Source organism: Litchfieldella xinjiangensis, assembly GCF_000759345.1.
GTDB lineage: Bacteria > Pseudomonadota > Gammaproteobacteria > Pseudomonadales > Halomonadaceae > Litchfieldella_A > Litchfieldella_A xinjiangensis.
This window is the reverse complement of sequence record NZ_JPZL01000001.1, coordinates 25,962-50,382: the sequence shown is the minus strand read 5'-3', so window position 1 is coordinate 50,382 and position 24,421 is coordinate 25,962. Positions and strand designations below refer to the sequence as shown.

The following is a 24,421-nucleotide window of genomic DNA, read 5'->3' as shown; positions in this document are numbered from 1 at the left end:
ATTGTAAACATGGCGGTTTATGGCAACCGCCATGTTTCTATTAGCCTTATTTCTCTAGAATTATATATTGATGTCCTTTTACACCGCCTTTATCCTTTATGCCATGCTTCTCATGATGTTCAACTGACTCATTGAATATGTCGGTAACTTTAAAATATCTTTTCGCATACGGCTTTAGTGATTCTGCCATATTACACTTGCTACTCTGTCCTAAGTGAAAAACAGCGACACCGTTTTCAGCCAAGCGTTCGCTAGCTTGCTTGAATATAAAGTCGTAAATATCAAAGTCCTTCTTTTGTTTTACTTCCACAAAGGATTTTACCCTATCTGTAAAGTCTGGCTTCCCCCACCCGCAGAACCAATATCTCATCCAGTTTGTCATATAGAATTTAGTGCTTTCGAAAAAAGGTGGAGATGTGATAATAGAGTTGATGTTCTGAATTTCTGAAGGCCAATCTTCTAAAATATCCGCCATGAGACATTTGGAATCTGTTAGCTTAAGGTTGGCTTGAGCTAATAGAGATCTATTGACCTTGGTGGACAAGCGTTCAACCAAATTACGGTATTCGTATTCTCCGGTAGGAGCATAGGGAGTAATAGGATGGCTATTTCTACTTAGAGCATAAGGCCTATTGCCATGCAAAATATGAAGCATGCACGAAAAAACTAGCGCCCAGTCCCCATCTTCAGGTTCCTGGTACAATGAGAAAAAGTCCCTAGCACAAAGAACTTCCCTTAAAGTCTGTTCATGAAAGTATTCTGGTATTGTTTTATTGAACTTAACTTCACTTGCGTCTGTTAAAGACCGCTGACTAGGGGAGTTGTTATTTATATATGCTTCAAGCTTCTCAATTATGTCAAAAGCTCTCTGTTCGTCATGCTCAATCAGCTTGGCATTGGAGACAGAAGTCGCTAATAAACCTATATCCATGCCAAATGCAATACGGCCATTCTGTGCAGCCTCGAAGGGAATAGTACCCGACCCACTGAAAGGATCTAAAATGATATCCCCAGGCTTGGAGAAAGTATCCATGAGGTGAAAAGCTAATGAGGGCTTCATTTTGCCCTGATAAGAGCACACAGAATGTAGCTCACTGCCCCAGTTTCTTTTCGAATATGGATGTTTTAAATGAGGCAAAGTTTCCTTGAAGACTTCCCATTTTTTTAAAGCTCTCTTTTTTTCGCTGGCGACAGAATCAACAGTACTCACCTTAAGTGTATTTCTAAATACTAATAGGACTTGTTTTAGAGGATGTCCATTTTTTGATGTCCTTTTTCTCAGTACGACCTCATCCTCTAATTCGAGGCCAAGTTCCTTTCCTATACCTGCCAGAATACGGTGGGTCGGCACATATATGCCAGCATAAAGGCTGTCGCCTATATCAATGCAGATTAAGCCATTTTGTTTAACTTGATGCCGCAGCCCTTCAAGTACAACTCCCATCTCTTCAAAGTATCCAGACACCATGCTGGCTATTCTTTTATCATAGGCTTTCTCCATTAGCTCGCCGTGCAGCTCGCTAATAAGAGGATGTATTTTTTTTCCTTTATTTACAGTTACATCATTTATTCCAGAGGTGACCACCTCGTCCCTAAATTTTCGTAAACCTTTATCGTCTATTAACTCCCTAATGAACCATAGCTCAAGCTTAGTATTTCTAAAGTAGTTAGTTCCATTTAAGTAAGGCGGACTAGTTACCACTACATCAGCATCAACCGAGTCAAGCTCAAGCATGTGCTTAGAGTTACCTGTGAGCAGCCGCGCTGAAGCGCTAGCTTCATTACATTCCACGCAATCTTTAGCCATAAGGCGAAGTTGCTTAGATACAGCGCCAATAAAATCAGGTATTCCTTTAGCAAGCTCTTTTTCTGTCTTAAATCTGACATCCCCTGCACGCTTTAAAAGGGAACATGGAAGTAACTTAGCTAAGACGGCTATTTCAAGAGCCAGAGATAGAGCTGGGTTCTTCTTATATATATGATCAGCTAATGTGCGCACTTTAAGAACTTCAAGAAAAGTTTTCTCATGAAAAAAAACGCTTTTTCCAAAAACTTTCTGATAATTTTCTTTTAGAGGAAGATCCATGCTAGTAGAACTGATATATTCTTCCAAATCACCTGCCAGCTGCACTAGCTCATATGCAAGTGTTTTTTTCTGCTTAGCTCTGAGACTTGCAACAAAATACTTTGCATTTATGACCTTTCGCATCGCTGGATTTACTTCACAGTAATAGCTTTCAATGCCTAATAGCGAACAGGTTATAGGAGTTGTTCCAACACCTGCGAAAGGATCTAATACTTTTTTAGCGTCAGGCGCATAGCTTGATAAAATATTCTTGACAAATTCAGATGAATAACCTTCTAAATATGCATACCAATCATGCAATTGCTCACCTTTACCACCTGAGTGAGTCGTATATTGAGGCTCTATATAAAACTCTACTTTTTTAAAGAGTTCTTGCTGCATCCAATTCACCGAGTAAAGTAATAGACCCCAAAGACGGAAATTCTGAGAAGACCGTATCTAAAACCTTTTTTTTTACCACTATAAGAAATAAAAGTCAAGCTTAGTCCTGTAATAGTCTCCCAGGAAAAAAAATTAGCGTGGAAGTAGACATCCCCACCATACACCCATGTTAATCGAAGTGAGAAAAAACGAACAGGGTAGCATGGGTGTATGGGGGCGGGTTTAGCCTTAGCGGTTTAACTTGACAGGGCTGTTTGAGCGAAGCGAAAACAGAGCCAGTCAAGTTAAAAAGCGACAGGCTACGAGATTTTATCGAGCCTAAGCGAGATACAATCTCAGCCGCCCCAGGCAATGGTTGAGAGAATTAACTATGAGATGCGGAATGGCGGAATGGCGGAATGGCGGAATGGCGGAATGGCGGAATGGCGGAATGGCGGAATGGCGGACAAAGTATCTTTCAGCATACGCTTTAATATTGAGTCATAACGTATACTTAAAATAAATTTCATCCGCCGATCCGCCTTATCCGCCATGCATGCCAATCAAAGCGAAACAATAATTAGTGTTGGTTCATGCCCTTCCAGGACGTTGGTGCTCCTTTCTTATTAAATGAATCAATCGAGATACAGCCTTGAGAGACAAGCATATCAAGAAGCTGTCTCGTTATCTGCGCATTTCTATACTTTCTAGGCAAAAGCTTGAAGCTATCACAATGTAAGTAGCCCCCATTACCTTTTATCCACTGATATAGGTCATTGAGCAATTCTTCTTCCTTGTTTTTTTCTGATGTCGCACTGTTTTTCAACAATCCTCTTAAATAATAGTCCATTATTATACCAGACCTTTTTATATGCTCTATTGTAGGATGTTCATAGCCTTCTACCATAGAAAGTATAGACGCGATTCTTGCCATATTTTCTGCCGCCTTACTCGCAAAAGGTTTAATACCTACGTAGTTTCCATTATCACCGAGCTGTTGTTCTATTCGATCATGTAATATGCACCATTGCAAAAAGGCCTCATCCTTGATCAAAGATTTCTTGGGCGATTGCACGCCAGTTTCAGTATCATTTCCTGTAGGGTACCTAAGTAGTCCAGCAAGAGCCTCCCAATAATTATTAATAAAAGGATCATTAGAAGGGCCAAGACTTAGATTTCTTCCTTGAAGAAATCTGGTACCGGCCAACGTATCGTCTTGACTTATTAAAAAGCGAGCCATAAAGCCCTGGCCCATCAACAGCGAATCAGAAAATATTTTGTCTGAGACAATTGGCTGAAGCATTAAGTGAGAAGACAGGCGTCGACCAACTAATAAACCCGACTCTCCTGGGGCTGCTCGGGTTCTTGAAATAGCTGAACCATCCCATAGCTTGCTTAGCATAGCGATAGTTCGACCACGGCTTTCATCAGTCATGCCATGGCCACCGAAAAAGCTTATTGCTTCATCGGAAAATAAGCCAGCACTCAGCTCTCCTTCCAAGAAATGCCTGTATATACCCTCCGAAGTAGGCTCTTCAAAAGTAATATTAGGCCTACGTGGTTCTACAGGTTTATCTGAGTCGACATCGCATAGCGATGCTTGCAGGTCATCTCGGCAAGTTAGATTAAACTCTCCCCCTATTTTTTTATTATAAGACTTAAGAATAGCATTTCGTGTTGTGTTCCAGGTCTCTAGTTGAGCTTTGTATTTTACGTACAAACTGTGCATCTCGGCCTGCCTGGCTTGTTCGTAGTCTCTAATAGGTTGTAACGCTAGCTTATCAATCGTAGACTTTCGATCACCTGACTCAGCAATGCTTAAACAAAACAACGAAGTTGGGCCTTGCCCAATCTGCCCTCGAACAACATCAATTTTTCCTTGGACAGATAAAGCAGCAGCTGCTAGGACAGATTGTGCTGCGAGCCCTAAAGGCGCTTGCACATAGTATTGCAACCGCACCGCTGCTTCTCCAAGCACTGTACCTAGAGCTTCTACAGGGTAAGGGTGACGTCCTAAATACTCATTATTCGATGAAAGCACGTTTTCCAAACCAGGCAGCTCAAGTTGAGAGTTTTTATTCTGCATTAGTAATTACCCCATGATTACTTAGAGCAGCATCCGCTGTGGATTTATAAGTTGACCCTGCGTTAATCCAGTTGAAAATGTCTGAAAGGCGATAGCGTATGCTTCGACCGTGCCGGACAAACCTAGGTGCTTTTCGGCCTAGCAACGTACCTGTTACGCGGCTTTTTCTCGCGGTTGAAGGGGAACAGCGGATAAGTCCAGGAAAGACGCTTTTTTCTGGTAATTCTATTAGGTCAGGGTTTATACCCAACTTCCAAGCTGTAATGGCTTGGTCAAGAATAATGGCAGGCGTATCATTCATCTTAGGCATAGCTGTATCCTCTTTGGTTGCTATGCCTCAACGTTGCCACAGTGGCTTTTTCAAATGGTCCAAATGGAATTTCCACTTTCCAATTTTCTAGCCCAGCTTTCGTCGCTTATTCTTTTCTTCAGTGAGTACTAAGCTTGGCCGTAGTTTTTTGGGCCCACTCCTTAACGTATGGCAGCACCTTCTGAAAGATCAGTCAAAAAGAGCACTACTCAGCGGGCCTTGGCACGCCAAATAAAAAAGGCGCCTTGTCTAGGCGCCACTATCTGGTTTCTGACGAACCATTCTGCTTAAAACTACCGACATTAAACGACTTTCGTTTTAAAAAAGCTCCTCATTTAATGTGGCGTCCACAAGATTAAGGTTATGAAGTTCCCAAAGGTGTTGCATAGCCCTAGTTATTTTCTGTGATTTTTCTAAATCAGACTTAAGAGACAAAACGGTGATACTAGCAGTAATATGGCCTTCATCGTTTACTCTACTATCATAGTATGATTCGTCTTTATATTGAATATCGATACAATCCTCAGAAGCCTCGCACTTTAAGATGAGCCACGTTTTACAGCCTTGTGCATCTTCCCCTATTTCGTTTACTGCGCCCTCCAGTTCAACACTAGAAAGGTTCTCAATTTCGATTACGCTACTTTCAAAATGCCTCTTATGAAGAGTATTGCCATCGTAGATTACGTAATCATCTTCATACTGACTGCGTATGGTCACCTTGCCATCTTCTAGATCGAAACCGGTTAGGAAACGCTCACTCTTTCTCCCGCTGCTTTGATCTAAATATCTACAAGAACCATATTTGTATAGCATCTGGTCAATATAATGAATAGTTTGATCTTCACCGGGCAAACCTTCAGCAATAGCTAGAGATCCCCATAAACCAGAAAATAGTAAACAGCAATAAAGTATCTTCATTTTGCTGGGGCTCCAAATTATTCGCACTTTAATATAGTTTTATATTTCCAGTTTGACTTTATTTCTTCAGCCTTTTATTGCTGCCCAAGTTTTCCATGCCGCACTCAATAAATTATTAACTTTACTTTTACCTAATCTACCCGAACTGCCTTGTGCTTTGACTAAAATATCCTCAGTGATTGTTGAAATATTAGGCATGTTGTTAGACTTTTTGTATCTAGGTGGTTTATTTTCATAATATGCTTCTATGAGAGCGCCCATAACTTCATTAATTCTTCGAATTTCTTTTTGATTGGTACTTTCATAGTCAGATACTTGCTCCTCCTCGCTTGCAAAAGAGTTATATATAAATTGCTCAATATCTTCCTTAATAATAACTACATCTTCTAGCTTAGGTCCATTGTAATTAGGGATAAATTCAAAGTCAGCATCTATATCCGCAGCTACATAAACATTCTCGCTATTGTGTATGTCAGAAACCAACCAGAAACCTCCTTTTGCGTTACTAGCCGGCTTTCCGAGTATGGTGTTTTTCAACAACGTGCTAATGCATTGAAATTTCGTATCTAGGTGGAAGATTCCACTAAGAAATAACTTTTCAGTTCCTACGGAGAGGACAGGGTCAGAGATAGACGCAGGGAGTTGTAGTTCATCAATTTGTACCAGAACTGTTCCGGTCTCTATGGCTCTAATTTCATCTACTTTAAGAGCGGGAAAATCGCCAAGATGAATGCTTAAATTAATTTCACCTTCCAAAGCCAACTGCAATATATCAAGCGTGCTCACATCTTCAGTGAACTCTAAGCTGAGTCTCTTTGATGCGTCAGCAAGCGTATACCACTTTTTAAGCTTCATGAGCCGTCGGTTTAAGGCCACTTTTTTTCCTTATACAATTTACCCAGTCGATACAAGCCTACCGACTTTATTAGCCAGTAGCTCAACCGCATCCCTTGCATGATCTGGACATAGGTGCGCATAGTATCTAACTGTGGTTTGAATATCTCTATGAGCCATTAGTTTACTTACTGTAAGTAGATCTACCCCTCCCATGACAAGTTGGCTTGCAAAATTATGCCGCAAACTATACATCAGTAAGTCATCCGGCAGACCCGCAATGGCTCGTATTTTTTCCCAGGGTTTCTGCATCGCAGTTCGGTCCATACGCTTTCCGGTGCGGTGCGATGGAAAGACATAGCCAATACTAGGCTCATGCGTTTGCTTGTGCCATCGTGCTAGGATGTCTATAGCAGGATGTGAAAGAGGAAATGTCATAGGTGCCGGGTTATGGTGTGCGGTTTTCTCTATAATTTTTCGTACTATTCCACGTTCAAAGTCAATATGCTCCCACCTCAGGCCAGCTATATCTCCTGGACGAAATCCAGTGTAATACATAACCAAGAGCCACGGCTTCACGTGATCAGTGAAATCTACATCGTCTAAAGAGGGGAGATACCCTTTGCCATGACTTCTGCTTCGCTTCCGTTCCGCGCGCTTTAACTCTTGGTACTGTTCAATACCTGAAAAAAGGTTTCTTACCTCTTCGTCGCTCAGGAATCTTCGTTGACTTGATTGTTCTGCCAATTCATCGTAGTTCAATGCTGGACGCTGCAATTTAATATTTTTCAGCGGGTTTGAATCAATAACTTTCCTTTCTGCCGCATGAACTAGCATCGCATGCAAAGCATCGTAAGATCGCTTCATCGTTTCAAATGATCTCGGTTCTTCTCTAGCTTCTTGCGCTGTCTGCCACTTTTCAACGTCCGCTCTATTTAAACTCCCCATAGACCTATCAAGCCAAGTAGAGAAATCTTTTTGAATTCTTCTTAATGTTCCATTGCCATCTTTTTTTCGCTTTTGGTAAGCAGAATACGGGCCCTCTAAGTATGCCCTTAGGGTTTGCGCCTGCTGTCTCTTTGCTTCTACACGGGCTTCTACAAGCAAGCCTACAGGATCACCGCCCTGAGCGATGACCGCCAACGCCTCCTTGGCAAGATCACGGCCTTCCGCGCATGTTAATTGGCCATATTGGCCAATAGTTAGGACCCTTCGCTTGCCAGTTTTCGTTCTATAATGTAAGCGGAACGAAACTCCAGTCCTGCCAGGACGTACATGGAAACCACTTAGCTCTGTATCCCATACGTCACCGGTACTATTCTCTTTTAGCAGATTCTTCAGCACTTTCTCGGTTAGCTTCAGCTTCGTTAGTCCCACCATCCCGCCCTCCGCCAGGTGACACATAGGTGACAAGATGAATTTATAACAAGCTATCACCAGGAACAACCAGGAACCCTTTTATTTTCTCATTCCGTTTAAAATCATACGCTTATTCCGACCTCCTGGTTTCTGCTTGTCTCTCATTGTTGTTATAATTCTGGAATGGGGTTGCAGAGGTCGCAGGTTCGAATCCTGTCGCTCCGACCACGAACACCACAAAAACCGCCACTTACGGGTCATGCCGGGTGGCGGTTTTTTTATGCCCCTCGTTTGGCTAAACGGATATACGTATTCGCAGCACGCCTCGCTTGACCCAATGCCCGCTGGCAGCCATACCTAGACTTCACCTCCAATCGAAAAGGGGCCCGAATGCTACGTCTACTCCTTCTGGCGGCCGGCGCGTTCTGGCTACGCAAGCCTGAAAACCGCGAGCTAGCCGAGCGAAAGGTCAAGGAAGCGTGGAACCGCGTCATGAACGTGGAGGATGAACGCCCACACGACCTCGACCCATACCACGCCAACGGATCACAGCACACGGAAGAACCACCGCACGAAAACACACGTAAGCCGTAGGCGCTCTCGCGTTCGGTACGTCATTGGTCTCAGCAAAGGTGGGCTGTATGAAAAAATGGATAGGAATGGCGATTGCCAAATGGCTCAAAAAGCCCGAGAACCGTAACAAGGTGAAGGAAAAATGGAAAAGCTATAAGTCAAATCAACCATCCGGGAGCCGAACCAACGGCCAGGCTCCGAGCCGAACCCCGGGCGATACAACCGGTCAGGCTCCGAACCGCACCCCGGGCGATCGCACGGATAATACTCCCTAGTACAGAGCGATATGCGGAAACGCCCCACCAAACCTACGGGGCATTATCATCGAGCCTGGCTATCGGGCTCGCTCAGTCATCGACCTTCGTCAACGCCGAATCCTTGTGCATGGCTATGTGATCGGTTTTGTCGCTCTTGATTTCGTACTGCGGCTCGTCCTCACTCGCCCGACGTTTATGCCCTTTATATTCAGCATCCTCGGTATGCACGCGGGTTATATGCCCGCTGACCATGCCCGCCTCAGAGTTCCACTGCACATGGTCACCCACCTTGAAACGCTTGGCCATGAATCCTCCTTGCGTTGACGAAAAAACATAGAAGATAAACCTGTTCGGTACGGCCCAGATAAAAAGAGTAGTCGCTTTAAAGCCCCAATACAGATCCGCCCGGCATGGGAAAATGCCGGGCGGAGAGAAATATGAAGGAAGTCTGCGCTTCAGGCGTCCGCCTGAGTTTCTTGTCCGGGGCGAGACAAGACATGCGGTAAATACGGCTGAGTCGGCCGCGCCAGCACCCGTTTGAGAATCGCCAGCTCACGTGCGGGACTGGGGCGGCGATAGCTATCCATCAACCGCTTCACCTCACGACGTACGGCTTCGCGAATATAATCGTCATAGCTTGTGATGTAAGCCGAGCAGGCCGTGCAGTGAAGCGCGTCATCCGGCGCCGGCTCACCCGTCCATGCATTGATGGCATCACACTGAGGACATGATAATTCTCTGGAGCGATTCAACATGGCGGGCCTCCTGCCTCGGGTTGAGTTTTGACTATAGCAAGACAGAATGACAATTCGCTTAATCCAGATCAGGATTTTTTATCAGCAAACAAAAAATAACATGACAGTCTCCTTTAGCCGTCACTAGCTCGCCGGACCGGTACCCAAGCAATCTTATGCCTGATAAGTAGTCCTTCCCGTATCGGATTCGTAGCACGGTGTGGCGTTTCGTGCCTGTTTCCCTTAGCGTTGTCATGGCCAAGGAGGCCATTGCAACCAGATTCACCCTCGATACATGAATCGATTCGTCAGGAATGACACCATGAACCGACGTGACTTTCTCAGAGGTACGAGCGCACTCGGCTTGTTCCTCCCTTTCTCTTCGCTGGTAGCAGCCGTCGAAAGCCAGACGGGAACCATCGGAGGTAGTCGTCAGTCCTTCGACTATGCCTGGTTGAAGGGGTTGGCCAGAAACCTGTCGGCGCAACCGCACCAGTCCCATGAAAACGAGTTGCCTGACGAGGTTGCGGAACTCACTTGGGATGAATACCAGTCGATCACCTATCAACGCGACCACGCCTTATGGAAGGAGCAGCCTGACTCACCCTTCCAGGCCCAGCTTTTCCACTTGGGGCTGTATTTCAAGACCCCGGTCAAGATCCATGAGGTGATCGACGGCGAGGCACGTGAAATCGCCTACGACCCCGACCTGTTCGACTATGGCAAGTCGGGGCTCGATGGTGAAACGCTACCCGAGGATCTGGGGTTTGCGGGGTTTCGTCTGCATCCAAAGGAGGACCCGAAGCGTGATGTCGCCGCCTTCCTGGGCGCGAGCTACTTCCGCGCGGTCGGCAAAACGCTTCAGTACGGCGCATCGGCACGGGGCCTGGCCATCGATACGGCCATGGATCGCCCCGAGGAGTTTCCCGATTTCACCCAGTTCTGGCTCGAGCGCCCCGCTGACAGCGGAGAGGTAGTCACGGTTTACGCCCTGCTCGAATCGCCCAGCACCACCGGTGCCTATCGATTCGATATCAGTCAGCCGGACGGCGTACTGATGGATATCGACGTGGCGCTCTATCCGCGCAAGCCCATCGAACGCCTGGGCATTGCGCCTCTTACCAGCATGTACATGATTGGCGAGAACGACCGGGAAGCGAACTACGATTGGCGACCGGAGATACACGATTCTGATGGGCTGTCGATGCATACCGGTCACGGCGAGTGGCTCTGGCGGCCCCTGACCAATCCTCGGTCGATTCGCTTCAATGCCTACCACGATCAGAATCCGCGTGGCTTTGGGTTGTTGCAACGCGACCATGAGTTCGATCACTACCAGGATGACGGCGCCTATTACGACCAGCGACCCAGCATCTGGATCGAGCCCAAAGGCGACTGGGGGAGCGGTGCCGTACAGTTAGTCGAGATCCCGACCCTGGACGAGACCTTCGACAATATCGTGGCGTTCTGGAATCCCCAGACACCGGTCGAGCCGGGTGAGGAGTTGTTATACGGCTACCGCATCCATTGGCGTGAATTGCCGCCATTCTCACCAGAAACCGACAATCTGGCCCACTGCGTGGATACACGTACGGGACTAGGCGGCGTCGTCGGTCAGCGGCGCGAGTATTATAGCTGCCGCTTCGTCGTCGATTTCCAGGGAGGCCCCTTCCCGCTCGAGGATGATGAAACGGACGTCGAGGCTGTCATCGAAACTTCCGCCGGCCGTATCGAAATCACCTCAGCGCGGCCACTGGAAGAGATCGATGGGTATCGGGCCCGGTTCGATATCGTGCCACCCGACGACGGAACGGATCCCATCAATATCCGTCTTTACCTACGAGCAGGCGATCGGCCCCTGACCGAAACCTGGATCTATCAATGGACGCCGCCGCCTGTGGAAGAGCGCGAGTTACGCAACCCCGGCCATCTTTGAGCATCCAGACGTCACGGGTTCGCAAGGGATGATCAGCGGGGGCTGGCGCGTTTGGTTCGGCTCGTCGGCTGGGCAGTGAAAGGGTCGTCGGGCCAGGGGTGCTTGGGATAGCGCCCCCGCATCTCCTTGCGGACCTCGGGGTAACCGTTGCTCCAGAAGCTCGCCAGGTCGCGTGTTACCTGCAGAGGGCGCCGTGCCGGTGACAGCAGGTGCAACGTGACGGCAACACGCCCCTCGAGCAGGCACGGCGTGGCTTGCCAGCCGAACACTTCCTGCAACTTCACAGCGAGGACCACGTCCTCTTCGCCACAGTAGTCGAGCCCGATACGCGAACCACTCGGAACCTCGAGATGCGTGGGCGCCAGCGCGTCCAACCTCTGTCGCTGGGGCCAATCCAGGCTATCGAGCAGATAGCTTGCCAAGGGCATGCGGCCGATGGCATCGAGCTGTGTCACCCCCGAAAGATACGGCGCCAGCCATGTCTCGAGCGTTGCCAGTAGCGCCGGAGTCGACCAGTCCGGCCATTCATCCCCAAGCTCACGACGCAGCAGCATCACACGCTGTTGAAGTTGTGTGGCCTGGTCATCCAGCGGCAGGCGACCGGTCCTCCTCACGGCCTGAAGCAAGGCATCCAGGATCGCCTCCTGGGGGAGCTGCGCCAACGGTCGTCGTTCCAGCACCAGCTCTCCCAGTGCGCGGACTTCCTCTCCGATCAATCGTCCCGCCTCTTCGGACCAGTTGAGTCGCGCTTGCCAGCGACGCGTTTCAGGAAACAGCGACGCCACTGCCGATTGTGAAACTGACACGGCCTGATAGATGCGCGCCTGGCGGGCATCGCCATCGAGATCCACGGCAACGATCAGGGGCGCATGTGCCAGCCTCTGTCGATCGTCGAGGCTCGCCAACCCGCCCCCGGCCATCTTGAAACGGCCGGGCTCGAGTCGCTTCGCGACACGCTCGGGGTAAGTCACGGCCAGCAGCTCGCCCAGTTTCTCCAGGCCGGGGCGACCCAGGCGACATCCCGCAATCGACGCGAGCCGCTGAGCCTCCCGATGCCATTGTCCCGCCTCCCCCCGAGCCCCTGAGTCAGGCAAGCATGACAAGGCCTCTGCGATATCGACCCCATCAGTCTTTACACGCCGTTCCAGATAGGCGGCCAACCAACAGCCCAACGCCTCAACATTCCAGCGCACCGCATGTTCCAGCAAGGAAGCCAGTCGAGGATGCGTCGGCCAGCGGGTGCAGGCACGCCCCAACGGCGTCAGGGTGTGCTGAGCGTCGAGAATACCAAGACGGCGGAGCAACTCGCGGCTGGCATGAAGCCCGGCGGCAGGAGGCGGTGTGACCCACGCGAGCGCTTCGGGGCGAGTGACGCCCCAGCGTGCCAGCTCGAACGCCAGTCCGGACAGATCGGCTTGCAGTATTTCGGGATCGCCATGGGCAGGTAACACCTGCTCTTCCGACCACAAACGATAACAGACCCCCGGTGCCTGCCGACCGGCCCGGCCGCGACGCTGATCGGCGCTGGCCCGGCTCACCCGCTGTGTGACGAGCCGAGTCATCCCGGTACGTGGCTGGAAACGGGACAGACGCTCATAGCCGGCATCGATAACCACGCGGATACCGTCGACGGTGATACTCGACTCGGCGATTGCCGTCGACAGCACGAGTCGTCGCCGTCCCTGTGGGTCGGGGTCGAGTGCATGCTGCTGGGCCTCCAGGCTCATCCGCCCATGCAGTTCATGAATCACCAGACCCTCTGTCGAGGATTGCTGGGATAGGCCGGCCAACACGCGCGCCAGCCGACGTATCTCCCCTACGCCGGGAAGAAACATCAACACATCGCCTTGAGTCTCGCCGATGGCTTGCCTGACGGCAGCGCTCAGGTCTGCCTGCCCATCGCGATTACGGGCTACAGGCAAATGACGCGTTTCGACAGGGTAGGTTCGCCCCGGCACGTCGATCAGCGGTGCGTTACTACCAAGAACCCCGCGCAACGCTGCAACATCCAGCGTGGCCGACATGACCAGCAGCCGGAGATCCTCACGCAAGCCGGATTGCATATCCAGGGTCAAGGCCAGCCCCAGGTCGGCATCCAGGCTGCGCTCGTGGAACTCATCGAAGATGATCCCCGACACCCCCTCGAGCATCGGATCGTCCTGCAACGTGCGCGTCAAGATGCCCTGGGTCACTACCTCGAGACGCGTTTGCGGGCTGACGCACGACTCGCCACGCACCCGATACCCCACTCGCTGCCCCACGGATTCGCCAAGCTGTTCGGCCATGTAGCGAGCCGCCAGACGTGCCGCCACCCGGCGTGGCTCCAGCAACAGCAGTCGCCCCGCCTGGCACCAGGAGGCTGTAAGTAACGAGGCTGGCACCCGCGTGGTCTTGCCCGCACCAGGCTCGGCCACCAGCAGCACCCGGTTGTGTTGCGCCATGGCTTCGTGAATCTCGACCAGGCGGGACTCGATGGGAAGTTCGGGGGAGGGAGTGATGGAAGAAGACGACATCGCGCTAGTCCCGTCTCGGATGGGCGTTGTAACCTATACGACGGCTTGAACACGGCTCAGGAGGAGCTCGATGGGAGACGACATCATACAGGTATTCAAATGTCTGGCCGATGATACACGGCTGGCGATCCTGTTGTTGATCCAGGCAGAAGATGAGCTTTGCGTCTGTGAGTTCACCGAGGTACTCGACGCATCGCAGCCCAAGATCTCACGTCACCTGGCCCAGCTCAGGCGCTGTGGCCTGGTTCTGGATCAACGCCACGGCCAATGGGTACATTATCGGCTCCACCCTGACCTACCGGCTTGGGTGCACGGTGTCCTTTCCAGCACAGCGCAAGGCGCCTGGGTACGCGTCGGGGCGTGGCAGACCAGACTGGCGGCGATGGGCAACCGCCCGGAGCGACTGCAGCGATGCTGCTGAACATGGCCCGGGTGAGTCGCCCTATACGCGCAGACCACAGCCCTTGAGAATCACCTGGCACAGGAAATCGGTGATGCGCTGATAGTCGGTGTCGTTGAGTTGCTGGCGGTCGGTGATACCCAATACCTGGGCTTCGAAGTCCGCATAATGTTGAGTCGCCGACCAGATCAAAAAGATTAGCCATACCGGATCCACCGGATCCATCAAGCCACGTTCGGCCCACTGTTCGAATACACGGGCGCGCTGCTCGACCCACTCGCGTAGCTCACCGCGAAGATACTCCTGCAGGAAGGGGGCGCCACCCAGTATTTCGGCCGCGAACAGCCGTGAGCCTTGAGGGTGTTCACGTGTGAGCTGCATCTTGCTGCGGATGAACGCTTCCAGGACACGGGCGGGATCGTCTTCGACATTGATATCGTCAAGCATCGCATTCCAGCGTGACATCATCCGCTCGAGCAACTTGACATACAGCGTCTTCTTGCTGCCTACGTAATAAAGGACGTTGGACTTAGGCAACGCCGCTGCCTCGGCAATGGCTTGAATGCTCGCTCCGCGGTAACCATGCCGGGCAAATACCTGCTCGGCAGCCTCGAGAATGGCCTTCTCGTTACGTCGTCGGGTGCGCGTGGCGTCCGGCGCGCTCATGGTTGTCATCGCTAAACCCTTGGCGGGAAAGCCACAAGCTTGCCGTAGGCGGAAACCGCCTGCAACGGGCCTTTGGTCTCCTCTGCCGGGGCCCCCACTTGCACATCAGGGCACTTTGCGCCACGCTTGAGTTATTTGACCAATCGGTCAGACAGGAGATGTAGCGGCTTGTCCGTGGCGTCTTCCAACAATAACGTAGCGGACCCTGCGATGATCGACTTCTACCTCAACGGCAAACGCCGTCAGTGTGCCGATATCCCGCCGGATTGCAGCATGCTGGAACTCCTGCGTGGCCCCCTCGGCCATACCGGCACCAAGGAAGGCTGTGCTTCGGGCGATTGCGGAGCCTGTACCGTAGCCATTGGCGAACCCACGGCTGACGGCAGCCTGAACTATCACACCGTCAATGCCTGTATCACTCCAGCCCATCAAGCCCAGGGAGCTCACCTGGTCACGGTCGAAGGATTGTCACGTGGTGACGCACTGCATCCCGCTCAGGCCGCCATGGTGGAATGCCATGCCAGCCAGTGCGGGTTCTGTACGCCCGGCATCGTGATGTCATTGTTCGTACTGCATGAAACGCAGCGCACCCGGCCGGCACCGTTCACCCAGCAACGCCTGGAATCGGCCTTGGGCGGTAATCTATGCCGCTGCACCGGGTATCGACCGATTCGTGACGCCGCCCTGCAGATGGCTGACCAGCCCGACACTCATCCCACCTGGGCCGACGATCCTTCCTTGCCTGGAGCAGTTGCCTCGCTTTGCCGTGATGTGATGGGGCGCACCGAGGGCGCATCGCCGGGGCACTATACGATCCCGCGCTCCCTGGAGGCGTTACGTGAGCTCAAGCGGGAGCGACCCGAAGCCCGCCTGGTGGCCGGTGCTACCGACCTGTGGTTGGAAACCACACAGCAGCTCAAGCCCCTGGATGATTTGATCGATGTCAGCCGGGTCGAGGAACTGAACCGGGTCGAGGCGCACCCCGAGGGCTGGTGGGTTGGCGCTGCCGTAACCTATAGCCGGCTTGCCCCGTTGCTCGATGCGGAATTCCCGGCCTTTGGCCGGCTTCTGCATCGCTTTGCCTCGATGCAGATTCGCAACCGCGGCACCCTCGGCGGGAACGTCGCCAATGCTTCGCCCATCGGAGATTGCCCGCCAGTTCTCCTCGCACTGGATGCGCGGTTATTGCTCGATGGGCCCGATGGCGAACGTGACATGCCGATCGACGCCTTCTTCCTCGACTACAAGCAGACGGCCCTCAAGGCCAACGAATTCATCCGGGGGATTTTCCTGCCGCGAAGTGAAGCGCGTCAGCTCAAGGTGTGGAAGCTTTCAAAGCGGCGTGAAGACGATATCTCGGCTGTTCTGGCAGCATTCGCCTGGCGGCTCGAGGATGGCGTGATGCGTGACGTGCGTCTCGCCTTTGGAGGCATGGCGGCGATTCCGCTGCGAGTGCCTGCCGCCGAGGCGGCACTCGAGGGACAGAAACCCGACGAGGCGGCATTCGCCGAGGCGAAACGGGCGCTGCGCCGTGAGTTGAGCCCCATGTCCGACGTGCGAGGCTCCGCCGAGTATCGCCTGGTCGCCGCCAGTAACTTGCTGGAACGACTCAGGTTGTCTCTCGACATGATTCCTACAGACAACGGCATGGAGGTGATGCTCGATGCGTACGCTCACTAAGTTGCCGGGCTCACCCAACGCCGAAGCAGATGTCGCGTCGGAGTCGGCCCATGCACGAAAGGCGCAGGTCGGACGTAACAAGGGCGATGGCCCGCTGGCCCGGGATGTCACCCACGACCAGGGGCAGGGCAACGCCAGCCATTCACGCCAGCATGAAAGCGCCATCAAGCACGTGACGGGGCGGGCCGCCTATATCGATGACATGCCGGCACCCGCCGACGCCTTGCATGTCGCGTTGGGATGGTCCCCCGTCGCCCATGGTCGCCTGACCCGCCTGGAACTCGAGAGGGTCAAGGCCTCGCCCGGTGTGGTCGACGTGATTACTTTCGTGGATATCCCCGGCCACACCGATGTCGGACCGATATTTCCGGGAGACCCGCTCTTTGTCGACGACGCGATCAGCTATCTCGGGCAGTGCCTGTTCGCCGTGGCCGCCGATAGCCACAAGGCCGCCCGCTTCGCCGTGACGCAGGCCGGCATCGAGATCGATGAACGGCCCGCCAGTCTCGATCCCGTAGCAGCCGCCGAGCGTGAGGAGTTCGTGCGCCCCACCCATGTGCAAGAGAGTGGCGACTGGCAGCAGGTTCTCGAGGGCGCCCCCCATGTGTTGGCTGGCGAGCAGTTCGTCGGCGGTCAGGAGCACTTTTACCTGGAAGGCCAGGCCTGCCTGGTTGCCCCGACCGAAGATGAAGGTGTCATCGTCTACACCTCGAACCAGCACCCCAGCGAGACCCAGAAGCTGGTCGCCGAGGTGCTCGATATCCCCTTCCATGCGGTTACGGTGGAAACCCGTCGCATGGGGGGCGGTTTCGGTGGCAAGGAAACCCAGGCCTCACCCTGGGCCTGCATCGCTGCCATCATCGCTCGGCGCACCGGGCGCACCACACGAATCCGGCTGCCCCGCGCCGAGGACATGCGCGCCACCGGCAAACGTCACCCGTTTCATAACCGCTATCGACTCGGCTTCGACGACCAAGGCGTCCTGCTGGGCGGCGACATCACGGTGATCGGCGACTGCGGTTACTCGCCGGATCTCTCGGAGGCCATCGTCGATCGCGCCATGTTCCATGCCGACAATGCCTATTCACTGGGACAGGTCCGTGTCACTGGGCAGCGTGCGCGGACGCATACCGCCTCGAATACGGCCTTCCGTGGCTTTGGCGGTCCCCAGGGGATGATGGTCATCGAGGCAGCCATGGATGATATCGCCCGCCAGGTGGGTGAAGATCCCCTGACGGTGCGCAAGCGCAACCTGTACCGCGCCGGACGCGACATTACTCATTACGGCCAGCGCGTCGAACAACTCACGTTGTTGCACGATATCGTCAGCCAGCTCGAGGAAAGCAGCGACTATTGGGCGAGACGCCAAGCGATTCGCCAATACAATGCAAAGAGCCCCATCATCAAGAAGGGGCTGGCTTTGACGCCGGTGAAGTTCGGTATCTCCTTCACGGCCAAGCACCTCAATCAGGCGGGCGCCCTGCTTCATGTGTATACCGACGGTAGTGTGATGATCAATCACGGCGGCACCGAAATGGGCCAGGGGTTGCATACCAAGGTCTGTCAGGTGGTCGCACGTGAGCTGGGCCTGGATATGGATCAGGTGCGTATCTCGGCCACGCGGACCGACAAGGTGCCCAATACGTCGCCCACGGCGGCCTCCAGCGGTGCCGACCTCAACGGCATGGCCGCCAAGGATGCGGCCAGCCAGTTGCGGGAACGACTGCTGGATTTCGCCGCGACGCATTTCAATGCCGAACAAGGCGGGCTAGACCGCGAGGGGCTGCGTCTGGAGAACGGCACCCTGATAGCCGGAGACGGCCCGGATGCCAAGCGAATCCCCTGGGGGGAGCTGGTCCAGGCCGCCTATCTCGGTCGTATTTCCCTATCGGCCAAGGGGTTCTACTCCACGCCACTGATCCACTACGATCGCGAGACCGCCAAGGGCCGTCCCTTCTACTATTACGCGCATGGCGCTTCCGTCAGCGAAGTCAGTGTCGACACGTTGAGCGGCGAGTATCAGGTGACGCGGGTCGACATCCTGCATGACGTCGGTGACTCGCTCAATCCGGCGATCGACATCGGCCAGGTCGAAGGTGGGTTCATCCAGGGCATGGGGTGGCTCACTACCGAAGAACTGAAATGGAACGAGGCCGGCCGTCTGGTCAGCGATGGCCCCGCCACGTACAAGATTCCCGCGTTTGGCGATCTACCCGAGGTATTCAACGTGGCCCTGATGCAAGGCCATCCCAACTCACAGGCCAGCATCTATCGTTCCAAGGCTGTCGGCGAACCGCCCTTCATGCTGGCGATCTCGGTGTGGTCGGCCCTGCGCGATGCGTTGTCGAGCCTGACCGACTATCACAAGAGCCCTGCGCTGGATACGCCGGCCACGCCGGAGCGGGTGCTGCTGGCTGCCGAGTCCTTGCGCCAGGCAGCCGTTCATGGAACAGACGCCGATGACAGCGAGTGAGACGACAACGTGGCATGCGGCATTGCACCGCCTGCAGCGCGAGGCGCAGCCACACGCACTGGCCAGTGTGGTCGGGGTTGCGGGCTCGACGCCCCGCGAGCCCGGCGCCAAGATGATCATTACCACCCAGGCTGTCCATGACACCTTGGGGGGCGGGCATTTCGAGCTGCAGGTGATCGAAGCCGCCCGCGCCTTGTTGGCGGCAGGCGAGACCACGACACGCCTGGAAGCCTTCCCGCTCGGCGGACGAAGCGGCCAATGCTGTGGCGGCTTCGTGCATGTCATGATCGAATCCTATTCCGGGGCCGAGATGACGGTGGCCGTATTCGGTGCGGGGCATGTCGGCCAGGCCCTGATCGGCCTGATGGCACCCTTGCCCTGGCAGGTACTGTGGCTCGATAGCCGCCCCGATGCGTTTGCGCCCCTCGATACCAGCCAGCCACGGCTGACGTGTATCTCGTCACCGATGGAGCGGATCGACGCCAGCGTGGCTGCCCTGCCTCCGGGGGCTCATGTCCTTGTCATGACCCACGATCACGACGAGGACCGCCGCCTTGTCGATGCCCTGCTTGCGCGCGGCGAGCATGCCTCGCTGGGCCTGATCGGTTCCACGAGCAAGTGGGCGAGCTTTCGCCGGCGCCTGCAAGAGGCTGGTCATTCCGATCAGCTACTCGCGACGGTGCGCTGCCCGATCGGTATCGCGCAGGCCAAGGGCAAGCGGCCCTACGAAATCGCCCTGTCGGTCATGGCAGAGTTACTGTCCTTGAAACCCGATCCTGTCCGACGTGATCATCGCGGCGTCGAGGCACCCCGCCTGCGCCAGGTCTTTGTCGGTGACAGCGATTCGCACACGCCCTAGCCTAGATTTGATACCCAAGACGATTCGGAGACCTTCATGCTCGATGCCCGAGACCAGCGCGTGCTGCGCGGCCCCCTGCTGAGCTTCAACAGCGATCCCGGCGAAGGCGACAGGCCTGCACCGGGAAGTGTGCTGCAGCTCGACGATGGTGCCGTCTGGCTCGAGGCCGGCCAGATTCGTGCCGTAGGCGACTACCGAGAGATCGCTCCCCAATTGCCACCCGGGATCGAGGTGATCGACTACACCGACAAGTTGATGATGCCGGGCTTCATCGACAGCCACGTGCATTTCGTCCAGTTGGATATAATGGCGTCCTACGGCCGCCAGCTCCTCGATTGGCTGAACGAGTACACCTTCCCCGAGGAGTGTCGCTTTGCCGAGCGCGCCCATGCCGAGGACGTGGCGGACGCCTTTCTCGATGAGCAATTACGCGTTGGCACCACGACGGCCCAAGTGTTCTGCACCTCGCATCCGAACTCGGTAGAGGCGTTCTTTACGGCCGCCCATCAGCGCGGGCTGCGCATGTTGGCCGGCAAGGTCCATATGGACCGCAATGCCCCCGCGGCCCTAGTCGACGACACCTACGGGGGGATCCGGGATGCCGAGCGTCTGATCGGCGATTGGCACGGCAAGGGCCGATTGGGGTACGCCTTGACACCTCGCTTCGCGCCGACGTCAACGGGAGAACAATTGGACGCCGTGGGCGGCATGCTTCGCAACGCACCCGATCTTCACGTACAGACTCACCTTTCCGAGAACCAGGGCGAGATTGCCTGGGTTGCCGAGCTGTTCCCCGAATCGCGCGACTACCTGGACGTCTACGAACGCTACGGCCTTGTCGGCCCGCGTAGCACCTTCGCCCATGGCATTCATCTCACTCAGGACATGCGCCAGCGTCTGGCCGACGCGGGTGCCAATATCGCATTCTGCCCAACCTCCAACCTGTACCTGGGTAGCGGCCTGTTCGATCGCCTGGCCTGCCGGGAGGCCAATCTCAACGTGACCCTGGCCAGCGATATCGGCGCGGGAACCGACCTATCGGGTTTTGCCACGCTGAAAGCGGCCTATCAGGTTGGCCAGCTGCTGGATCAACCGCTCACGGCCTGGCAGGGCTTCTATCGCTTGACCCTCGGCAACGCCCGCGCCTTGCATCTCGACAAGCACATCGGCAGCCTGCGCGCCGGCAACGAGGCAGACCTCGTCGTACTCGACCCCAGGGCGACGCCGCTGCTTGCCCGGCGTCAGGCACGCACACAGACACTGGCGGAGCAGCTTTTCGCCTTGATGATCCTCGGCGACGATCGGAGTGTCTATGCCACCTGGGCCGGGGGCCGGTGTGTTCACCAGCGTGACGTATCCCTTTCTTAACGGGACAGAAAAAACCGGCTTAACGGGACAAAAAAAAACCGGGAGTCAACTGGATTTATTGCAATACGCCGCCAGTTTGCCTAGCGTCTATCCTTTGACGCTACCGACCGGGACAGGGACGTGCCAATGGGATGGATCAGTAACAACAGCGACAGTATCAGTGCCATAGCGAGCGTCTTGACCCTGTTCGTGTGGGTCTTCTACGCCCAACTGCTATATGCCAATTACAGCCGGCAACGCCGGGCGCGTATCATCATCAACCGGGGCAGCGGCAAACACATCCATTCCCTGTGCCTGATCAGCAACATGAGTGCCGAATCAATCTACGTTCAGCATATCGTTGCCGTGCTGGAAACCGAAGACGAAACAATGCCCTTGGATATCAGCGATTTTCAGCAATCCGAGCACGACAGCCAGGCGCCCGAGAGCGAAACGGTGAGCTACAGCACCCACCAAGGCCCGTTGGGTTCAGGGGATTACCTGCATGTGGGCACGTTCAGCGACCTGGTCCTGCGCGTGGCGCAGTCGCGCGGCATCGAAATGGATGGCTATCATCCCAAAGGTGACAATACCTTCGTGGCCTTGGAGATCCGCCTCATTGGTGTGTACGGCCCGGAAGATGCCCCCATCGGGGCGCGCCGTCGCTTCCTGCTCAATTCCTCAGGCAGGGATGACTACGCAATCATGCCCGACAGCCTGGACACCGAGCGCATGGATAGCATGCGCCAGCGGCGGCTCGTTAAGAAGTGGATGCGCGAACTATCTACCCAGGAGTACGACTCGGACTGGAACTGAAGCCGTTTATCGACACGACAGCAAACCCCGCCCATGGCTGGGCGGGGTTGAGGGTCACTCGGTTTCGAAAGGAATCGGACGCGGCGTGTCCTTCGTGGACGGCGGCAACTGGGGAAGTTGGAAATCGGGCTGTTCCCCGGTCAGGCTGTGCAGGAAGGCAACGATGTTATTGATGCCGGTTTCGTCGAGTTCACGGCCCAACTGCAGTGTCGCCATGACATCGACCGCCTCCTCCAGGTTCCAGTAAGCCCCGTCATGGAAGTACGGATAGGTCAGCTCGACGTTACGCAGCGTCGGTACCTTGAACGACATCCGATCGCGGTCTTGGCCGGTAACTTCGAAGCGACCTTGCGACGGGTTGTTGGTCATGTACTCTTCGACAATGCCCATGCGCTGGTAGGAAGTACCGCCCGCGGCGGGACCATGATGGCAACCGGCACAGCCAATCTCCTTGAACAAGTTATAGCCTGCCAGCTCCGCTTCGGTCAGCGCCTCATCGTCGCCCGCCAACCACTGGTCGAAGCGTGAATTGGGCGTCACCAGCGTTTCTTCAAACTCGGCGATGGCATCGGTGACCTCATCGATGGTGATCTGCTCGGTACCATAGACTTGTTCGAAATGCTGGCGATACTCGGGAATCGATTGCAGTACGTCGACAGCCAGATTATGCGTGAAGGCCATTTCGCCAGGGTTGGCGATGGGGCCAGCCGCTTGCTCCTGGAGAGATTCGGCACGACCGTCCCAGAACTGGGCCATGCTGAGGCTGGAGTTCAACACCGTCGGCGAGTTGATCGGGCCTTCCTGCCAATTGTGCCCAATCGACGTCGGCAGGTTATCGCTGCCACCGGTGCTCAGGTTGTGACATGAGTTGCAAGAGATGAACCCCGAGCGAGACAGCCGGGGATCGAAGAACAGTTTCTTGCCCAGCTCGACCTTGAGCGAATTCTCCACTGTGGCGGGCTCGATGGGCTTGATGGGTTCGTTGGCGATGCGATCGGCGAAGGCCGGGCCAGCCAAGCCCAACGCAGCGACCATACCCCAGGCGACAGGTTTCATGTGGTTTCTCCCTTGCGGTAACGAGACGGGCAACGTTTGAACGGGGCACCCGCCCTTTTGTACTGCCTTATCTCGTTCCATTATGAGGGCTGTCGCCACACGGAAACTTGACGCCGGTCAAGCCCGGGTCCGATCACCCAAGCACGTCAGTCCTCTAAGGGAATTGACTCCAGGTCCTTCAGCAAGGCCCGGCGACGGTCCTCCTCCATGAAAGCGACGTTAAGTGCGTTGCGGGCCATCTGTATGAACGTCTGTCGCGACCAATCGAAGGCGCGCGCGCAAGCCAGGTAATTGTCTAATACCCCGCCGCCGAAATAGGCCGGATCGTCGGAATTGATGGTCAGAAGTAACCCGGCCTCGAGCAGTTTCGGCAAGGGATGATCGTCGATATGCTCTACGACCTTCAAGCGGACGTTCGACAACGGACAAACCGTCAAGGGGATCCGCTCCTGACGAAGCCGTTCGACCAGAACGGGATCTTCCAGGCAGCGGACCCCATGATCGATACGGCAAACCTCGAGCAGGTCCAACGCTTCGCTGATATACGCTGCCGGCCCTTCCTCCCCCGCATGTGCGACGCGTGGAATCCCCAGCGCCTTGGCTCGGGCAAAGACCTCACGGAACTTGGAAGGAGGATGACCATACTCCGCACTATCGAGACCCACGGCATCCAGGGTTTCCCAGTAAGGAGCGGCTTGTTCGAGCACGTGTAGCGCCTCCTCGGCCGGGCGGTCACGCAAGAAACTCATGATCAGGGCGCTGGATACCCCCAGCTCGCGCTCGGCGCGGCGCCGTGCACGTCCCAATCCTTCCATTTGAACGTTCAGTTCGATGCCACGCGCCAGGTGGGCCTGGGGGTCGAAGGATATCTCGACATGAACCACGCCTTCGGCGTGAGCACGCCGGAAGTAGTCCATGGCCAGATCGTGAAAATCCTCTGCCGTACGCAAGACGGCCATGCCCTGGTAATACAGGTCGAGAAAGGACTGGAGGTCATCGAACTCATAGGCCGCTTTGACCTCCTCCACCGAGGTATAGGGCAGCGTGATCGCGTTGCGCTCGGCCAACTGGAACATCAGTTCCGGCTCCAGGGAGCCCTCGATATGCAGGTGCAGTTCAGCCTTGGGCAAGCGCCGGAGAAAATCGTACATCATGACC

At 54.7% G+C, this 24,421-nt stretch carries 19 protein-coding genes; 8 read left to right on the top strand and 11 right to left on the bottom strand.

Translation table 11 applies throughout. From position 1 onward, the window contains the following. Positions 1 to 46 precede the first annotated feature (46 nt). The 5 genes from JH15_RS00185 to JH15_RS17665 all read right to left on the bottom strand — a co-directional run bounded on the left by JH15_RS00185 (position 47) and on the right by JH15_RS17665 (position 7,974). The gene (locus tag JH15_RS00185; RefSeq protein WP_156105224.1) at positions 47 to 2,467 is read right to left on the bottom strand and encodes a DNA methyltransferase; all 2,421 of its coding nucleotides are present in this window, start codon (positions 2,465 to 2,467) and stop codon (positions 47 to 49) included. Between the two features lie 559 nt (positions 2,468 to 3,026). Next, complete coding sequence (locus JH15_RS17675; protein WP_081948790.1) at positions 3,027 to 4,532, bottom strand: YfjI family protein; 1,506 nt, start codon at positions 4,530 to 4,532, stop codon at positions 3,027 to 3,029. 628 nt (positions 4,533 to 5,160) lie between these two features. Next, a complete protein-coding gene (locus JH15_RS17975) occupies positions 5,161 to 5,760 on the bottom strand; it encodes a hypothetical protein (RefSeq protein WP_156105223.1) in 600 nt (199 codons plus the stop codon). A gap of 66 nt (positions 5,761 to 5,826) precedes the next feature. Further along, positions 5,827 to 6,615, bottom strand: coding sequence for a hypothetical protein (locus JH15_RS00180; protein WP_043525843.1), 789 nt, complete (start codon positions 6,613 to 6,615; stop codon positions 5,827 to 5,829). A 39-nt stretch (positions 6,616 to 6,654) separates the two neighbouring features. Next, the gene (locus tag JH15_RS17665; RefSeq protein ID WP_081948786.1) at positions 6,655 to 7,974 is read right to left on the bottom strand and encodes a site-specific integrase; all 1,320 of its coding nucleotides are present in this window, start codon (positions 7,972 to 7,974) and stop codon (positions 6,655 to 6,657) included. Positions 7,975 to 8,343: 369 nt separating this feature from the next. Between JH15_RS17665 and JH15_RS00175 the strand changes: the two genes are divergently transcribed. After that, entirely contained in the window at positions 8,344 to 8,547 is a 204-nt protein-coding gene (locus tag JH15_RS00175; RefSeq protein WP_043525841.1) for a hypothetical protein, read from the top strand. 326 nt (positions 8,548 to 8,873) lie between these two features. Here JH15_RS00175 and JH15_RS00170 read toward each other — a convergent pair whose 3' ends face one another. Together JH15_RS00170 and JH15_RS00165 are read right to left on the bottom strand one after the other, a co-directional pair. Next, a complete protein-coding gene (locus JH15_RS00170) occupies positions 8,874 to 9,089 on the bottom strand; it encodes a hypervirulence associated TUDOR domain-containing protein (protein ID WP_043525839.1) in 216 nt (71 codons plus the stop codon). A gap of 149 nt (positions 9,090 to 9,238) precedes the next feature. Further along, complete coding sequence (locus tag JH15_RS00165; protein WP_052383817.1) at positions 9,239 to 9,538, bottom strand: hypothetical protein; 300 nt, start codon at positions 9,536 to 9,538, stop codon at positions 9,239 to 9,241. A gap of 301 nt (positions 9,539 to 9,839) precedes the next feature. Between JH15_RS00165 and JH15_RS00160 the strand changes: the two genes are divergently transcribed. Next, on the top strand, positions 9,840 to 11,453 hold the full coding sequence (locus JH15_RS00160) for an OpgD/OpgG family glucan biosynthesis protein (protein WP_043525837.1): 1,614 nt from the start codon (positions 9,840 to 9,842) through the stop codon (positions 11,451 to 11,453). 32 nt (positions 11,454 to 11,485) lie between these two features. On the opposite strand, the gene hrpB is transcribed toward JH15_RS00160, so the two are convergent. After that, positions 11,486 to 13,966 carry an ATP-dependent helicase HrpB gene (hrpB, locus tag JH15_RS00155; RefSeq protein WP_043525834.1) on the bottom strand — a complete coding sequence of 827 codons (2,481 nt, stop codon included), beginning with the start codon at positions 13,964 to 13,966 and terminating at the stop codon, positions 11,486 to 11,488. 70 nt (positions 13,967 to 14,036) lie between these two features. Here hrpB and JH15_RS00150 point away from each other — a divergent pair, with 70 nt between their 5' ends. Beyond that, a complete protein-coding gene (locus JH15_RS00150) occupies positions 14,037 to 14,387 on the top strand; it encodes a metalloregulator ArsR/SmtB family transcription factor (protein ID WP_043525832.1) in 351 nt (116 codons plus the stop codon). A 21-nt stretch (positions 14,388 to 14,408) separates the two neighbouring features. Here JH15_RS00150 and JH15_RS00145 read toward each other — a convergent pair whose 3' ends face one another. Then, complete coding sequence (locus JH15_RS00145; protein WP_043525829.1) at positions 14,409 to 15,041, bottom strand: TetR/AcrR family transcriptional regulator; 633 nt, start codon at positions 15,039 to 15,041, stop codon at positions 14,409 to 14,411. A gap of 201 nt (positions 15,042 to 15,242) precedes the next feature. Between JH15_RS00145 and xdhA the strand changes: the two genes are divergently transcribed. The 5 genes from xdhA (at position 15,243) to JH15_RS00120 (ending at position 22,207) form a co-directional block, all read left to right on the top strand. Continuing rightward, positions 15,243 to 16,712, top strand: coding sequence for a xanthine dehydrogenase small subunit (xdhA, locus tag JH15_RS00140; RefSeq protein WP_043525827.1), 1,470 nt, complete (start codon positions 15,243 to 15,245; stop codon positions 16,710 to 16,712). After that, positions 16,696 to 19,185, top strand: coding sequence for a xanthine dehydrogenase molybdopterin binding subunit (gene xdhB, locus JH15_RS00135; protein ID WP_043525824.1), 2,490 nt, complete (start codon positions 16,696 to 16,698; stop codon positions 19,183 to 19,185). The genes xdhA and xdhB overlap by 17 nt, the downstream gene beginning before the upstream one ends. Beyond that, complete coding sequence (gene xdhC / locus JH15_RS00130; protein WP_231566348.1) at positions 19,157 to 20,044, top strand: xanthine dehydrogenase accessory protein XdhC; 888 nt, start codon at positions 19,157 to 19,159, stop codon at positions 20,042 to 20,044. The genes xdhB and xdhC overlap by 29 nt, the downstream gene beginning before the upstream one ends. Before the next feature lie 36 nt (positions 20,045 to 20,080). Next, on the top strand, positions 20,081 to 21,412 hold the full coding sequence (gene guaD, locus JH15_RS00125) for a guanine deaminase (RefSeq protein ID WP_043525819.1): 1,332 nt from the start codon (positions 20,081 to 20,083) through the stop codon (positions 21,410 to 21,412). A 126-nt stretch (positions 21,413 to 21,538) separates the two neighbouring features. After that, positions 21,539 to 22,207 carry a hypothetical protein gene (locus tag JH15_RS00120; RefSeq protein ID WP_043525816.1) on the top strand — a complete coding sequence of 223 codons (669 nt, stop codon included), beginning with the start codon at positions 21,539 to 21,541 and terminating at the stop codon, positions 22,205 to 22,207. A 54-nt stretch (positions 22,208 to 22,261) separates the two neighbouring features. Here JH15_RS00120 and JH15_RS00115 read toward each other — a convergent pair whose 3' ends face one another. Both JH15_RS00115 and JH15_RS00110 read right to left on the bottom strand, forming a co-directional pair. Continuing rightward, a complete protein-coding gene (locus JH15_RS00115; RefSeq protein ID WP_043525814.1) occupies positions 22,262 to 23,263 on the bottom strand; it encodes a cytochrome-c peroxidase in 1,002 nt (333 codons plus the stop codon). Positions 23,264 to 23,409: 146 nt separating this feature from the next. After that, positions 23,410 to 24,414 (bottom strand): adenosine deaminase, encoded by a 1,005-nt coding sequence (locus tag JH15_RS00110; protein ID WP_043528492.1) that lies wholly within the window; start codon positions 24,412 to 24,414, stop codon positions 23,410 to 23,412. Between the last annotated feature and the right edge of the window lie 7 nt (positions 24,415 to 24,421).